We start from the raw sequence: 17,358 nt of genomic DNA on the forward strand, positions 1-17,358 counted from the left end.
TTTTTTTGTTAGAAAATTTCCATCAATTTATCTAATTCTTCAAGCGTTAGTTCGTCATCTCCAAGATCGCTCGGGGTCAGTTCGCCTCCATCCCGCTCTAAGCAATGATCGATCAATTGCAGCAAATAGGTTTTAAAGCTTGCGGCGACAGCGGCGATGGTGCTTTCTTTATATTCGAGTGAATGATAAGCGATTGACATTGTCAAAATGCTGTTTTCGATATAGCCGACGATGTCTAGCGCATTCGGTTTTTCCGTTTCCGGGCTGAGCGGGTCACCGGACGGCAAGACGGATCTCGTGAACAGACCCGAATCCGCCATCTCTGTAAACTGGCCCAAATAGTTGAAGCTGATATCATGCTTGATCGGCTGCGCCTTTTTGCCTTCTTCAGTCAAATAACGATAAATGCCATAGCCGATTCCTTTATTCGGAATGTGGCGCAATTCTTCTTTGGTCTGTTTGATTTGATAGCCGATATCCCCTGAATGGCGGATTTGAATCAGCGCCGGGAACTGGCTCGTAAACCAGCCGACCGTCCGGGAAATATTCAAGCCGTCTATGATGTCCTCCCGGCCGTGTCCCTCTAAGCAGATGATAAAGTCTTCCTGCCCCGTCCACTCTTTCAGTGCCAAGCCCAACGCCGTAAGCAAAATGTCGTTCATTTCCGTGTTATATGCTTCATGAACTTTTGTCATCAACTGTTCCGTTTCTTCTTTTGAAAGAGAAAACTCAGCTGTTTTCGTATGGTGCATCCGCTTGTCCTCTGCTTCATCGTCTTTCGGGAGCGCTGCCGTCTCCGCCTGTTCGATTTCCTGCCAATAGCCGATTTCTTTTGCGAAAGCTTTTGACCCTGCGTATTCTTTCAGGCGAGCCGCATATTCAGCAAAAGAGTGCGTCTTGTCTTGAAGAATGATCGGCTCCCCTTTTTCAGCCTGGGCGTACCCGGCGGCGAAATCCTCAAGGAGGATTCTCCATGAGATTCCGTCCACAACGAGATGATGAATGACGATGAGAAGATGATCGCCTTGATCCGTCTTAAAGATCGCCGCTTTCAAAAGCGGGCCTTCGGTTAAATCGATACTGCTTTGAATCCGGTTTGATGCCTTCAACACGGCAGCTTCAAGTTCAGCGCCAGATTCATTGAAGCGGATGACTTCAGGGCGAACCGCTGTTTCTTCCAGCCCTCTGTTGTACTGAACAATCCCGTCTCCATTTCGCTGATAAACCATGCGAAGTGCGTCATGATGTTCGATCAGCTTGGTTAAAGCCTTGCCTGCCGCTTCCGGGTCGAATCCCGTTAAAGCGTGAAGCATAACCGACTGATTCCAGTGATGCTCGTTCGTAAATCGGCGCTCAAAGAACCAGCGCTGGATCGGCGTCAGTGTGACTTCGCCTTCGACAGGGTTCTGATCGATCGGCTGATCGTCGGCCGCTTGAACATAAGCACTGAGCTCTCCGATCGTCGGGTGCTGAAACAAGTCTTTCATCTCCAGCTTCCACCCGTGCTGCTGAAGGCGGCTTGCCATTTGAATTCCTTTGATCGAGTCCCCGCCGAGCGCGAAGAAATTATCTGTGATCCCGATTCGGTCCAGACCGAGAACCTCCTGCCAAATGTCCGCCAACAACTGTTCCGTTTCCGTGCGCGGCGCTTTGTATTCGGCTGTCTGCGCTTCGACGTCAGGCTGAGGCAGCGCCCTTCGGTCGACTTTTCCGTTCGACGTAACCGGAAGCTCATCAAGCTGCACCCAGAATGCCGGTACCATGTAGTCCGGGAGCGTCTGCGCCAGCTTCCGGGCGAAGCTTTCTGTATCAAGCTGTTGATTCGCAACGACATAGCCGCACAGCGCTTTGTTGCCGCAGGCGTCTTCGATGTCGGTGACGACGGCTTCCTGCACTTCAGAGAGGCGCGCGAGCTGGACTTCGATTTCAGAAAGTTCGATCCGGAAGCCGCGGATTTTCACCTGCTGGTCGATCCGGCCGATGTACTCAAGCCGTCCATCTTCCAGCCATTTGACCGCGTCCCCCGTCCGGTACATGCGCTCGCCCGGGACAAACGGGTCTTCCGTAAAACGCTTCGCTGTTTCCTCCGGCTTGTTCAAGTAGCCGCGCGCAAGCCCGCGGCCGGCGATGCACAGCTCGCCCGCGACGCCGACAGGCTGGACTTCGTTGTTTTGTCCGAGCACATACGCCCGCGTATTGGCGATCGGCTTTCCGATTGAAAGCATTCCTTCATCAGGATCAATCGCCGCGCTCGTCGCAACGACTGTGTTTTCTGTCGGTCCGTAGTTGTTGACGAGCGTGTAGGAGCGTTTTGCGATCCGTTTCAGCTTGTCTCCGCCCGTAAGCAGCACGCGCAGCGACTGGTTGTCCAGCTCCATGAACTGTTCGCACAGCTGTGTCGGCAGGAACGTGATCGTTATTTTGTTCTCTTCAAAGTATTGATTTAAGCGCGTAATATCCATTCGGATCGCTTCATCGATGATGTGAAGCTCCGCTCCGGCGATCCAGTACGGGAACATCTCCCAGACGGAAGCGTCAAAGCCGAAGCCGGCATATTTCGCGCTTTTGTCTTCTTCGGTGACCTTAAAGGCGTCGTTATGCCAATAGCACAAGTTCACAAGCGACTGGTGTTCGACCATGACGCCTTTCGGCTGGCCGGTCGTACCCGAGGTGTAGATCAAGTAGGCCAGGTTGTTTGGCTGTGTACCTGCCTGCGGGTTCACCTCATCGTCTTTTGTGATTTCTTCGCTCAGCATCGAATCGAGAAGAAGTGTTTCACCGCTGAATTCTTCAGGTGCGGCTAAGTTTGTTTGCGTCAAAAGCAGCTCTGCGCCGCTGTCTTTCAGCACGTATCCGATCCGCTCGGCCGGATAGCTAGGATCGATCGGCACATAGGCCGCTCCCGCTTTCAAAATTCCGAGTACGCCAGCGGCCATTTCAAGCGAAGGCTTGACCATGATCCCGATCCGCTGTTCAGGACGGGCCCCTTTTTCGATCAGCAGCCGGGCCAGGCGGTTCGCCCGCGCGTTCAGCTCTTTGTACGTCCACTTCACCCCGTTGTAAACCGCTGCCCCGCGGTCAGGCGTACGGAGGACTTGTGCTTCGAACAGCTCATGGATCGTTTTGTCCTGCGGCACAGCCAGCTTCGTCTCATTCCATTTTTGGACGATCCGCCGTTTTTCCGCTTCATCCAGAAACGAAAGCTCTGACAGGCAGGCATCCGGATTTTCGGCAACCGCTTCGAGCAGATTGACCCAGTACCCGCTCCAGCGCTCGATCGATTCATGCTTAAAGAGAGCTGTATTGTATTCCATTTCAAAAACGAGAAGTCCGTCCTCTTCCGCCGCTGTCAGCGTCAGATCAAACTTCGCGGTCTGATGGGCAAAATCATACGGCTTGAGTGTGATCCCTTCCATTGACAAGTCTTTCAAATCGGCATTTCGCATTGAAAAGACGGCATCAAATAACGGGTTTCGGCTCATGTCGCGCTGGATGTTCAGCTTCTCGATGAGTTCTTCAAACGGGTAATCTTGATGCTCAAACGCGCCGAGCGTCGTTTCTTTCACTTCCTCAAGGAATGCAGAAAACGGCTTGTCTCCTTCAGGACGCGTTCTTATTGCAAGCGTATTGACAAACATGCCGATGATACGGCTCAAATCAGCATGCGGCCGCCCGGCAGCCGGAGAGCCGACAATGACCTCGCTCTGTCCGCTCAGTTTCGATAAAAGCGCACTGTATGAGGCAGCGAGCACCATGTATAAAGTGCTGTCCGTTTCCTTGGCCAGTCTTCTCAACTGCTGGACAAGCTCCGGTTTCAGCGCAAAGCTGAGACGGCTTCCTTCAAACGTTTGAACAGAAGGACGCGGATAATCTGTCGGAAGCGTCAAAACAGGCAGTTCGCCGTCCAGCTCTTTGAGCCAGTATTCCTCCTGCATTTTGTGCCGTTCTGTCAGCAGATGCCGCTGCCATACAGAAAAGTCTTTATACTGAATCCTCAGCGGTTCAAGCGCCTCTCCCGCATAAAGCCTTGTCATCTCATCGATCAGGACGCTGACGGAAGCACCGTCTGAAATGATATGATGCATATCCACAAGCAAAAGATGTTTTTCTCCCGTGAAACGTATGATACTCATTCTAAATAACGGGGCCTTTGTTAAATCAAACGGCCTGATGAACTCTGCAATCAGCTTTTCCGCTTCTTGCTCATCTGCATCAATGACATCAATGGTCAATTCCGCAGCATCCGAAATCCGCTGAACAGGTTCGCCGTCCCTGATTTCAAACGTGGTGCGGAATGCTTCATGGCGCTTGATCAGCATTTGCGCGGCAGACTCGAGGCGCTTCAGGTTAAGCTTCCCTTCAAGCTGGAGAACAGCCGGCATGTGATAGCTTTTCTCTGCGCCTTCAATCTGCTGAAGGACGTACAGCCGTTTTTGCGCCGAAGATACCGGATACGTTTCCCGGTCCGGCACCGCTTCAATATAAACGGCTGATCTTTTCTCAGCTTTTGCCGCAGCCTGCGCCAAGGTTTCGATTGTCGGCGCCTGGAACAAATCTTTCAGCTGCAGGTCAACATTCATTTCTTGCTGGATACGGGCAATGAGCGTCATTCCGATTAAAGAGTGTCCGCCAAGTTCAAAGAAATTGTCATGCACACCGATTTTCGGTACATTGAGCACTTCCTGCCAAAGATCGGCAAGCTGTGCTTCTGTTCGGCTCCTTGGCGCCGTATATTCCTTTTGCGCGGCCTGCGCGACATCCGGCTCAGGCAGCGCCCTTCTGTCGACCTTTCCATTGCCTGTGAGCGGAAGCTCCTGCAGCTGCATAAACACGGACGGGATCATGTAGCCCGGCAGACCTTCTGCCGCATGTCGGCGAGGCTCTTCACTCGAAAGCTCCTGATCGGCCGTAAAGTAAGCACAGATCATTTGATCTCCCGCCCCGGTGTCAACAGCAAGAACAGCGGCTTCCTGAATCATTTCATGTGTGAGGAGATGGTGCTCGATTTCACCGAGCTCGATTCTCTGTCCGCGAATTTTGACCTGATGATCAATCCGGCCGATAAATTCAAGGCATCCATCGGCAAGCCATCTCGCCATATCACCCGTCCGGTAAATCTTCTCACCGGTTTTGAACGGATGTTCCGTAAACTTTTCAGCCGTCAGTTCCGGGCGGTTAAAATAACCGCGGACGAGGCCGTCTCCGCCGACGCATAATTCTCCCGCAACCCCTGTCGGCTGTACATTGCCGAATGAATCAAGAATCAGAACCTCCGTATTGCTGACTGGCTTCCCGATTGGTATAGCCTGCGCGTCGTTCGGCACTTCGTTGACTGGATGATAGGTTGTAAAAACAGTGCTCTCAGACGGGCCGTACATATGAAGCAGCCGTCCTTTGCCGACTGTGTTCAGGGCTCTTCTGACATGATCGACAGACGCACGTTCGCCGCCGAACAGAACCCTGCGGAGTCCCTTCAAACTGTCCGGCCGCATGTCTGTCAGCAGATTGAATAATGCGGTCGTGATCATTAAGACGGTAACCTTTTCTTTTTCAAGTACATGTGCGAGCCGGCTCATATCAAGAATCGTGTCTTTTGGAGCTATCACCAGCTTGGCTCCGTTCAGCAATGAACCGAACACATCAAACATAAAGGCGTCAAACACATAATTTGAAATCGAAAGAACGATGTCGGATGTCATCACATCCAAGTAATTCGTGTTTTTTACCGTACGCAAAATATTCCGGTGAGAAACCATATTGCCCTTAGGCGTCCCTGTCGTTCCGGATGTATACGTTAGATTTGCCATTGCTTCCGGTGAAATCGGAAGGCGCAAATCAGACGCATCTCCCATATAAAGCTGTTCATCCTCAAGAAATAGGATGTCACCGCCAAATTCAGCCGCCTCAGCGAGCGGCTTCATCGCCTTTTGCGTTAAAAGAACCGCCGCTCCGCTGTCCTCGAAGAAATGTTGCATGCGTTTTTCCGGATGATCCGGATCGATCGGCACATAAGCCCCGCCGGCTTTCAGCACAGCGAGAATGCCAATGACCATTTCAGCCGACCTGGCGGTAAGAATGGCTGCTGTCGTGCCGGCCTGCACACCTCTTTCGCGGAGGCGCCTCGCCAATTGGTTCGCTTTCCGATTGAGCTCACCGTAGGACCATACTTTGTCTTCAAATTGCAGAGCGGGATGTCCGCCTCTTTCTGCCGCCTGTTCCTCAAATAGCTGAACGATCGTTTTCTCCCGCGGATAATCGCTTGCCGCGGGGTTGAACGCGACGAGCTGACGATTCGTTTCCTCTTCTGCCAAAAGGCTGTACTCGCCGATTCTGCGGAGCGGATCAGCCGTCACGCCCTCGAGAAGGTGCAAATACGCTTTCAGCATCCTTTCAGCCGTATCTTTTTTAAACAGCTTCGTACTGTAATCCAAATCAAGAATCAATTGTCCCTGCTCTTCTTTTGCCTGCAGCGTCAGGTCGAACTTTGCAATATTGAAGTTCGTTTCATAAATCGAGAGGTGCAAATCGCCGAGCATCGGAATGTCTTCCCATGCATTTTGCAAAATAAACATCGTGTCAAAGACAGGATGACGGCTTAAATCGCGCGATGCACCAACCTTTTCCGCGAGCCGCTCAAACGGATAATCCTGATGCTCAAAAGCGTCGATTACCGTTTTCTTTACATCGTGCAGGAAGTCTCTTAACGTTCTGCCCGGCTCCACTTTTGAACGGATCGCCAGCGTATTGACAAACATGCCGATGATTCCTTCCAGATCGGAATGTCTGCGGCCGGCCGCCGGCGTCCCGACGATCACATCTTCCTGCCCGGAGTACTTTGCTAGCAGCATGTTGTATGCGGCCAGCATGACCATATACAATGTCGCGCCGTTTTGCTCTGCCAGCACGGCTAATTTTTCTTTTATGTCTTTTGGCAGGACTGCGGATACCCTGTCTCCTTCAAAGCTTTGAACAGACGGCCTCGGCTCATCCGTTATCAGCTGCAGTACGGGAAGCTCGCCGGCAAACACGCTTTGCCAATAAGCCTCTTCTTTTTGAAAACCTTCTTGTGCCTGCGTCCTTTGCCAGAAGGCATAATCTTTGTAATGCAAGTTCGGCTCTGGCAGTTCTTCCCCTTTATACAGCGCGGCCAGCTCATTCAATATGATCGAAATCGACACGCCGTCAGACACAAGATGATGCATATCGAACAACAGCAAATGTCTGCCGTCTGCGAGACGGACGAGACCCGCTCTCAGCAGCGGAGCTTTGGCGAGATCAAAGCGGCGGACAAAAGATTTTGCCATTTGTTCGATCGGCTTCCCATCTGCTTCAACCTTCTCAATCTTGAACGGAACCCTTTGATGAATGTTCTGCCTCGGCTCGCCATCGACAACTGTAAACGAAGTCCGCAGCGCCTCATGCCTATCAATCAGTTTTTGAAAAGCAGCTTCAAGGCGCTGAACATCGAGGGTGCCCTCAAGCATCGCCGCGGCCGGCATATTGTAGCCGACTCCGGCATCCTCCAGCTGGCTGACGATATAGATTCGCTGCTGCGCCAATGAGAGAGGATAATCGTCACTTTCCGGCGCCGGTTCAATTACCGTGTATCCGTCTTTCTCCGCTTCAGAAACAAAGCTGCTTAACGCCGCCACTGTCGGTTTTTCGAATAGGACTTGCAACGGAACCTCGACACCGAAAGCTTTATGAATTTTTGCCAGCATGGCCATCGCTTTGAGAGAATGGCCGCCCAGTTCAAAAAACTGGTCGTGGATTCCGACTTGTTCAGCTCCGAGCACTTCCTGCCATATACCCACCATTTTTTCTTCATATTCATTTCTCGGCGCCGCATACTCTGCAGCCCCGCTGACAGAGACTTCATGGCGAAGCAGCTCATTCCGGTCGACTTTGCCGCTTCCAGTCAGCGGTATTTCATCAAGCTCGACAAAACGGGAAGGTATCATATAGTCAGGCAGATGCTTGGATAAATGCTCCCTCAGCCTCTGTATATGAATCTCTCCGCCTTGTTTCGGAACGACATAAGCGCAAACCTCAAGGCTGCCGCCGCTTTCAGGCCGCGCGAGGACAACTGCTTTTCCGACAGCAGGGGCTCCTTGCAGCACCGACTCTATCTCGCCAAGCTCGATCCGGTAGCCGCGGATTTTCACTTGATCGTCTTTTCGGCCGATAAAATCAACCGTACCGTCAGGAAGCCAACGTACAGCATCTCCTGTTCGATACATGAAACCTCCGGGGACAAACGGGTCTTCCAAGAACTTGTCTCTGGTCATGTCAGGCAAGTTCAAGTAGCCTCGGCCGACCCCGTCTCCTGCAATATACAATTCCCCTTCGACACCATCAGGAAGGAGTGCACCGTTTTCATCCAAAATATAAAAACGGTTGTTTCCAATCGGCCGGCCGATCGGGACATAGGCCGTATCGCCTTGAAGGTCTGCGCGGTTTGTAACCGTAAAAGAAGAAGCATCCACACAAGTTTCAGTCGGGCCGTAAACATTCGTAACAGCAGGCACGGATTCAGCTGTTTCTGCAAATAATTGAAGCAGCCTTTCCGTTGCGACCCTTGATAAAGCCTCTCCTCCAACAAGCATATGCCTCAGTTTGACACCTGAAAGATCATCGGCCGCAGACAAAAGCTGCAAATGAGCCGGCGTACCGTCTGTCACATCGATTTGATGACGGCGGTAATAATCCGATAAAGCGCGTCCGTCGGAAACCGTCTTTTTCGGTACGATGTACAACGTTTGGCCGAGCAATAGAGACGTAAAAATCTGCTGAACGGAAGCATCAAAATGAAACGGAGCCAGAAGTGCAAGCTTCAAATCATCCTGATCATATGTACCAACGGCCTGCTGAAGCCCTCTTACAAGGTGGTGGACCTGCCTGTGTTCAATCATGACGCCTTTTGGGCGGCCCGTTGTACCGGAAGTATAAATGATATATGCAAGGTGCCCGGCGCCTGCCTCTGAAGACGGATGACCGTTTTCCTGCGATTCAGAAAGCGCTTCGCTGAACCGCACAGTTTCGGTCGTTTCAAAAGTCAGCCCGCTGTCTGTGATAACCGCTTTGACCTTTGAATCCTCCAGCATAAAGCGAATTCTTTCTTCCGGAAATCCGGGATCGATCGGTACATAAGCTCCGCCGGCTTTCAAAACGCCCAGTATCGCCGTGATAACCCGCTCTGACCGCTCCATCACTATCGCAGCCGGTGCGTCAGGCCCGATACCTCTTCTTCGAAGCGCCCTTGCCAGACGGTTTGATTGTTCATTCAGCTCGCGGTACGAAAGTTTTTGTCCTTCATATACAACCGCGGTTTTTTCTGGATGATCGGCTGCTTTTTGTTCGAATAAACCGTGCAAGGTCATGTTCTTGTCATATGCGATGGTTTGGCTTGATGCACGCTTTAACAGCCGCTCTTTTTCAAAAGCGGGAACAATCTCCAGTTCGGCGATTGTTTTTTGCGGAAACAGCAGGGCATCTTCAAGCAGCGTCATCAGCCGTTCATATAAAACGGCCATTTCTTCACAGGTGAAAAGCTCCTCCCTGTAATCAAAATCAATCGCAAGCGTCCCGGTGTCCCATCTCTCTTTCACGTGAATGGAAATATCGTTTACTTCACTGCCGCTGAAAATCGGCTCTGTAAGAAATGACAACGTTTCTTTCCGCTGCCATTGCATAACTTGATATTCCAGTGAGACGGAGAACAATTTGCTGACATGCGGCTGTCTTTCCCGCAAATCATTAATCAGCAGATTGTACGGATACTTTTGATGCCGAATGATCTTCAGCTGATCTTTCATTCTTTCCTGCACAAATGCACTAAAGTCCTGGTGTACATCAATGGAGGCTTTCATCGGAATCGTCGACACAAACATCCCGAGCATCTGTTTTTCTTTTGCATTTGTCCGGTTACCCATAAATGTGCCGAGAACGACGTCTTTTTGTCCGGTTATCCGGTGCATATAGATGTGCAAAATCGATAAGAACAGGGAGAGTACACTTATATTGTGTTCCTTACAATACGTTTGAATTTTTTTATACAGGGCGGGGGAAATCTCTTTTGAAAAGCGGGCTGCATCCAATTGGATCTGATACGTATCGCTCGACTTTAACGATACGGGCTCTGGGATCACTTCATATTGTGCGTTCCAATATGCTTTATCCTTCTGGAACCGCTTCGAATTTTCATACTCCAACTCACTCTGAATATGTTCCGTAAATGATGACTGAACAGGTTCGAGGCCGGTTTCCCCTTTGGCAAGCTTCAAATAAATGTCTGTAATGCGGTTGCCCAGGATCGTCATCGAAATACCGTCGGAAATGATATGATGAACTTTTGCAAAAAACCAGCTTTCTTCTTCACTGATACGAACGACGGCAAATTTAAACAGCGGACTTCCATACAAAGGCAGGGGCCGGCGCGCCTCAGCTTGTCCCCATTTAAGAACGCCGTCTGCTCCTCCGCTTTCTGAAGCGTCAAAACATTCAATCTGGAAAGGTTCGTCTTCCGCTATATATTGCTTCGGCTCATCCTCTCCTTCAAACATCAGCCTGAATCGCATGGTTTCATTCGTACGAACAAACTGGCGAATGGCTTCAGTCAATAACCCGGAATCGATTCCGGAGGCAGATTTTAATTTTCCAAAGCCGCTCAAATTTGAAACACTTGTGCCGGGATAGAACTTTTCCGTGTACCAAATTCTCCTTTGAGCATGTGTCAGCGGGTAAAATGTGTTTCCCATTCTTTATTCCTCCTTTATCTCTTGCTATGTATGACGATGCGAACAGCCAAGCCGCAATGCAATGTTGCGGTATTGCGATGAGCGAAAAACGCTGTCACAGATTTGTCATTTCCAATAAAACATTATATTGGAAATAAAAAGAAAAGAGCCCACCCGAATAAAAACGGGCGAACTCCCTGTTTATTCGGCAACCTGTCAACCGTAGCACCGTCAGTACCTTAGGCCATGGCTTTGCGTCCCTGCGTTTCCGCAGGTTTGCCTTTATCTGCTTTTATTGATATAAATTCATTTTCTGCTCACAGTTCACTTTAAATGAAAATTTTGTTTTTTTCACCGAAAAATAGGTGAAAAGTTTCATGCGGGATGCCGAATGTTATCCATGAATGTTAATGCGTGATCCCGAAATCAATAAAAAAATATGCGGGAAAACGAAAAAAATCGCTTAATTCCGCAAAAAATTCCAAATCCTAGATAAAGAGTATATTAAAATATTAAAAAAACAGCCTTAACTTCATGAATAAACCATGAAAATCCGTTAAGGCTTAGGCGTTTCCTTTTACAATGTTCATTCAAATAAAACGTTTCTTTTACCCGGCCGTTTAAACTGACGAGAAAAGACAAACAGCTTGCGAAAACATTGAAGCAGAACGAAAAACCGCTGAACTGTCTCATCCTAAACGGTATCTTGAAATACTTCCGATGCTCCATACAAAAAAGCAGGCTGAGTTTCGCCTGCTACACGGTTTTTGAAAGCCCGATCGTCCGCTCGATGATGATCAGCGCGATCACTGAAACTGTGATAAAAATAACCGAAATCGCATTAACGCTCGGATCAAACGTCTGGTCAATATAGCTGAACGTGCGCACCGGTACAGGCGTGACAGCAGGTGAAGAAACAAACAGACTGATGGATACTTCCCCGAATGACGTCACAGCGGCAAAAACGGCTCCCGCAATGATTCCCGGTTTAATGAGCGGCAAGGTAACATGAAAAAAGGTATACCATGGACCTGCGCCGAGATTCATGGATGCCAGTTCAAGTTTCGGATCCACGTTCGCCATGCTGACGCCGACCGTCCGTAAGACATACGGAAGGCTGATCAACATATGCCCGGCGGCCAACCCGACAAATGTGCCGTTTATCCCAAGCATTGTCAATAAATAGAGAAATGACACACCTAATGCGATTTGGGGAATCATCAACGGCGATAAAATAAAAGCCTGAATCCCCTGTTTTCCAGGAAAGTTCAGTCGCGCCAATGCATAGGCTGCAACTGTTCCGAGGATCACCGCAAGAGGCGTTACAACGAGGAGCAGCATACCGCTGACCCAAATCGATTCCATCCAGCCGCTGCTGCTGAAAACTCCGGCAAACCAGCGCAGTGAGACGCCTGATGGCGGGAACTTCGGATATTCGTCCGGGCTGAAAGCCGACAGTATAATCACAAATACAGGCAGCGCCAAAAAAAGGTATACCAATAAACCCGCCGCCCAAACGCACACATCAATCCACTTTCCCCCAGACAAACGGCGCAATTGTCTACCCATTTATTCTCGCCTCCCAACGCTTTTGGAAAAAGCCAAGGATTCCAATAACCACGCTGACAACGGCTAATAAAGTAATCGACATAGCTGCTGCAAGAGGAAGATGAAAGACTTGCATGACCTGCTGATAGATTGATAACGGCAGCAGCGGCTGCATCCTTCCGCCGACGAGAAGAGGCGTAATATAGCTTCCGGCCGAAAGCGAAAACACGATCATTGCTCCTGTCAGCAATCCTGGAACCGTCATTGGCAAGGTCACGAAAAAAAATGTCCGAAGCCTCCCCGCTCCAAGGCTCATCGAAGCAAATTTAAGATCCGGTTTCATTTCGCTTAAAGAACCGGCAAGCGGCAGCACAGCAAACGGCAGCATAACCTGGACATATGCGATGATGACGGCGTTCATATTCCATAAAAGCGGCAGGGGCTTTTCAATCAGCTTCAAGCTGATAAGCGCCTCATTGACGATCCCGTTTTGCGAAAGCAGCACAATCCAGGAAAACGTCCGAATGACAACACTGGTCAGTAAAGGAGAAACAAGCAATATATAAAACAAAGCCCGCAGCCTGCCGGTCGGCGCCTTAACGAGTAAATATGCTGCCGGATACGCCATCACAAGGCATAATACAGTGGTCTTCAACGCCGTCCAAAGCGTTATACCGATGGTTTTCAAATAAATGTCCGAAGAGAACACTTCGACATATTGAGAAAAACTGTACGTATCGAGCGTATTCATCATAGCGTCCACGTCTCTGAAACTTAATAACAGCAGCAGAACAAGCGGCAACACGAGAAAAACGCCGAGAAATAAAAGGACGGGAACAAGCAAAACCCAATAAAACCGTTTTTGTTCAAGAGCACCCATCTGCATCCTCCTTTACATCGAGCGGAACAAAATCGTCCGGATCCAAAGAAAGATACACTTGATCCCCCGCCTTCGGCAATCTTGGAAATTGAGGATCGGGCGCCTGAATGATCCATTCTCCTTTGAAAACAGCGGCTTTCAGCCTGAGAGCATGCCCGGCATAACTGACTTCCGTTATCGTTGCAGGCATTTCAATCAGCCTGTTCTTCTGTTTCTCGAAAGAGACTGAGATTCTCTCGGGCCGCACCATGAACAATACAGAGGATTTTTTTAAGAGATTCCGGCTGATTTCAAAAGTCAGCGGAACACCTTCATATATTTCAAAATCGACCGCTTCATAGCCATAAACGCCTGATGAAGGCTGTATCTTCGACGCACGCGCTTTCAGCAAATTGACCTGTCCGATAAATTCGGCGACAAATTGATTAGCAGGCGTGCGGTACACGTCCAACGGAGTGCCGAGCTGCTGAAGCCTGCCGCAGCCGAGGATTCCAATTCTGTCTGATAAGCTTAAAGCCTCCTCCTGATCGTGCGTCACTAAAATCGTTGTAATACCGACGCGCTTTTGGATGCTGCGCAGCTCCGTCTGCATTTCTTTTCGAAGTTTCGCATCCAAGTTGCTCAGCGGCTCGTCTAGCAATAGCACAGACGGCTGAATCGCCAATGCCCGGGCAATCGCCACCCGCTGCTGCTGGCCCCCGCTCAGCTGACGGGGCATGCGATTAGCAAACGCTTCAAGCCTGACAAGGGCGAGGCTTTCCATCACCCGTTCTTCAATCTTGCGGCGGGGCCATTTTCGAACTTTCAATCCGTATGCAACATTGTCAAATACGCTGAGATGCGGGAATAAAGCATAATCCTGAAAAACCATTCCAATATGTCGGTCGTATGGCGGCAAATCAGTTACATCTCTTCCTCCTATATATACAAACCCTGACGTCGGTTCAAGGAACCCGGCAATGATATGAAGGAGCGTTGACTTTCCGCAGCCGCTCGGACCGAGGAGAGAGAAAAATTCCCCTTCTTTGACTTCAAGCTGTACGTCTTCCAATGCGATGGTGTTTCCGAAATGCCGGCTGACATGCTGAATCTGAATTGCGCTCATGTTTGTCACCTATTTTCCGCCAAGTACTTGATTCCAGCGATTTGTCCAATCGCCTAGATCTTTTGCCGCGACTTCATAGTCAACCCATTTTAAATTCCTGTAATAGTCCTCCCCTACTTTAATCTTTCCTTTTAATTTATCGCTGTATTTCACTTTTTTATTGGCCATGCCGTAAAATGTTCTATCGGCAAAATCTCCTTGCACTTTTGGACTGAGCAGGTGATTTAACAGCTTGTATGCGTTATCCTGATTAGGGCTTCCTTTCATCAAAGCCCAGCTTGCAACTGCTGCGACGGCACCTTCCTCGGGATATGCAAATCCCAGGTCAAGACCGGCGTCCTGCAAAGAAAAAGCGCGTCCGTCCCAAAACGGGACAACCCATGCATCCCCGCGTTCCAAAAGTGTTTGTATCGAGCCCGGATTATCGGGATAGGCTGTTATGTTGTTCTTTAAATCCGTCAAACTGTTGAACGCTTTATCCACGTCTTTCCCATTTGACTCCAGGCCGCCCTGGGCATTGATTAATCCTACAAAAAACTGAAGTCCCGCCGAATAAGCCGGCGATGATATGGCCACATGACCTTTATAGCTGCTGTTCCAAAGATCCGTCCAGCGTTTAGGCTCCTGCGGTACAAGGTCCTTTCGGTAGACAATTCCGAGCTGCCCCATACTGAAACCGGCCGCATACTGCTTTCCATCATCAGTGAAGCGTTTCTGAACGGAATGATACAGATCGCGGACATTCGGAACCTTTTCCTGATCAATCGGCGCCAGTAATCCCGCCGACTGTGCCCTGTGAATCGTATCCGGCTGCAGGATTAAGAGATCATACGGAGCATTTCTGCCATTTGCAGCTTTGAGCTTTGTAAACCACTCAGAGTCTGTCCCTGCGACGACTTTGACCTTCAGCCCTGTTTCTTTTTCAAAAGATTCGAGGCTAGGCTTAATATGTTTTTCCCAATCGCCTCCATAGACGCCGATAACGACTGTATCTGATTGTTTGCTTTCCTGACTACCTTTTCCGCCGCAGCCCGAAAGAAGGAGCACCGCTACAAGAGACAGAATAAATAAAGCAGAAATTTTACTTTTCATTGTCATCTCACCATTCCCGTGTTATTTTTGCCAGCCAGTTTTTCCACAGCGGCCGCAACATCGCCTTTGCTGATCGAACCGTTATGTTCTTTTGAAAAATAACGGTGGACTAGATGTTTAACATGTGATCTTTGATGAGCCGGAAACTGTCGCAGAATCCGGGCCAATGTGCTGCTGGCTTCCTCTGTCCAGCACCGTTCGTATTCTTCTCTAGCAAGCCCGAAATCCCAATGTTTCCGAGGTTCGCCTGCTTTCTTTTTTCTGATTTCAGCTGTTTCTTCCAGATCAATAATGAATGAGCCTGCATCGTTTTCTTTTACAGCCGCGCCGTATTGATGGTATGCTGCTTCCGGGCTCAGCAAGCCCGATTCAACTTCCCTCAAAATCGATTCAGCTTCCCGGCTGTATGGATCTCCCCAGCCTCCGCCGCCAGGCGAATGAATGCTGATAACATCCCCTTTGTTGAGCTTTAGAACGTCGATCTTCGAAATCGTTTTCTCCTGAGGCTGCTCCGGATAAAGACGCACCCGTCCGAGCGCTCCTGCCGTTCCCCCGGCGAGCCCCCACGGATGAAATCGCATTCTCTCCATCCCTCTTGCGGTCACAATTGATTCTGGCGCCGTCGCTTCAAACTCCAGCCCGATTGCATGGCCGCCCCTGTGAAAACCGGCTCCGGCGGTATCTTTAATCAGCTCATAGCGGCGGACATGGATGTCAATGTGCTGTTCAAGGCTTTCAATCGGCGTATTTTTTAAAAATCCGGATGCATGGTCAATACCGTCTGCTCCGTCCATGTCATGCTGGCCGCCTCCTCCGCCTCCCATCGGTTCGACCACAGACATCTTCCGGCCGCCCGTTGATTCGCCGGGAACCGACAGTACGACAATCGCTGACTGACCGGCGCCTGCTGCAGGCACAGCTTTCGGAAGCGCCTTGGCCAAAGCGCCCAGTACGGCATTATAAAGTCTCATCGTAATCGAATGACGAATGCCGACGGCCGCTGGATATTCCGGATGAACGAGCGTACCTTTCGGAGCGATAACTTTGATCGGCCTTGTCAGTCCCCCGTTAACCGGAATATACGGGTCTTCACTTATGATAAAGTTGATCAGGCCCTGAAATAGAAATGAATGTTTGCTTCCATTAGTGACAAGGTTAAATGCGGTTTTCACCTGGGGATCACAGTCTGAAAAGTCCAATGTGATTTCCCCTCCCGTGACGTTTGCCGTAACAGCCAAGCGGATCGGAACGTCAGAAATCATATCGTCATCAAGATAATCTGAAAAACTGTATGTGCCTTCCGGAATCCCGCTGATCACCCGGCCGGCTCTCATCGCTGCTTGTTCGAGCAAATCATCCATTCCTTGTTGGACCGCTTCTTTTCCAAACTTGCCGACCATCTCTGTCAATCGGTTCTCCGCCGTATTGACCGCGGCCACCATCGCATGAATATCCCCTTCATTTAAGTCGGGAACCCTGCTGTTTGCCCGCAGCACATTCAATATATCGCGATTTTCTCTTCCCGCTTTGTAAATTCTTACCGGCGGTATTCTCAGGCCTTCCTGATGGATGTCTGTCGCTGTCGGCGAAATGCTTGCCGGAACAAGGCCGCCGACATCGCTGCAATGGACAAAACACCACGCATAACTGATGACCTCGCCCTCTATGAAAATCGGCTTCACCACATGTATATCAGGCAAGTGGGTCGCCAATCCGTCCGTTGTATAGGGATCATTTGTGAGGATAATGTCTCCCGGTTCAAATGGGCCGCTTTCTTCGATGATACGTTTTAATGAAAGGCCTAAAAAAATCGTGACGCCGACCGTTTTCGGATAAACGAAAAACTCCCCTTCCGGCGTCGCAAGCGCAGTAGCGAAATCAGCTGACTCTTTTACAAATGTGGTAAAGGACGTCCGTTCAATAACGTGTCCCATTCCCGCGGCTATCGCGTTAAAGTAGCTTCTCATCATTTCCAGCCGGGCAGGATCTGTGCGCAT

At 49.9% G+C, this 17,358-nt stretch carries 6 protein-coding genes and 1 riboswitch; all 6 genes read right to left on the bottom strand.

Going from position 1 to position 17,358, the window contains the following annotated elements:
• Positions 1-8: 8 nt before the first annotated feature.
• On the bottom strand, positions 9-10,757 hold the full coding sequence (gene licA, locus ACH97_RS05375) for a lichenysin non-ribosomal peptide synthetase LicA (RefSeq protein ID WP_057957820.1): 10,749 nt from the start codon (positions 10,755-10,757) through the stop codon (positions 9-11).
• Between the two features lie 183 nt (positions 10,758-10,940).
• A riboswitch (cyclic di-GMP riboswitch) is annotated at positions 10,941-11,027 on the bottom strand.
• Positions 11,028-11,492: 465 nt separating this feature from the next.
• A complete protein-coding gene (locus ACH97_RS05385; RefSeq protein WP_048350238.1) occupies positions 11,493-12,305 on the bottom strand; it encodes an ABC transporter permease in 813 nt (270 codons plus the stop codon).
• Complete coding sequence (locus ACH97_RS05390; RefSeq protein WP_025810784.1) at positions 12,298-13,164, bottom strand: ABC transporter permease; 867 nt, start codon at positions 13,162-13,164, stop codon at positions 12,298-12,300. The genes ACH97_RS05385 and ACH97_RS05390 overlap by 8 nt, the downstream gene beginning before the upstream one ends.
• Entirely contained in the window at positions 13,151-14,269 is a 1,119-nt protein-coding gene (locus ACH97_RS05395) for an ABC transporter ATP-binding protein (protein ID WP_020450102.1), read from the bottom strand. The genes ACH97_RS05390 and ACH97_RS05395 overlap by 14 nt, the downstream gene beginning before the upstream one ends.
• Positions 14,270-14,278: 9 nt before the next feature.
• Positions 14,279-15,367 (bottom strand): ABC transporter substrate-binding protein, encoded by a 1,089-nt coding sequence (locus ACH97_RS05400; RefSeq protein ID WP_020450101.1) that lies wholly within the window; start codon positions 15,365-15,367, stop codon positions 14,279-14,281.
• Complete coding sequence (locus tag ACH97_RS05405) at positions 15,364-17,358, bottom strand: hydantoinase B/oxoprolinase family protein (RefSeq protein WP_048350237.1); 1,995 nt, start codon at positions 17,356-17,358, stop codon at positions 15,364-15,366. The genes ACH97_RS05400 and ACH97_RS05405 overlap by 4 nt, the downstream gene beginning before the upstream one ends.

This window comes from Bacillus paralicheniformis (genome assembly GCF_001042485.2).
Lineage (GTDB): Bacteria > Bacillota > Bacilli > Bacillales > Bacillaceae > Bacillus > Bacillus paralicheniformis.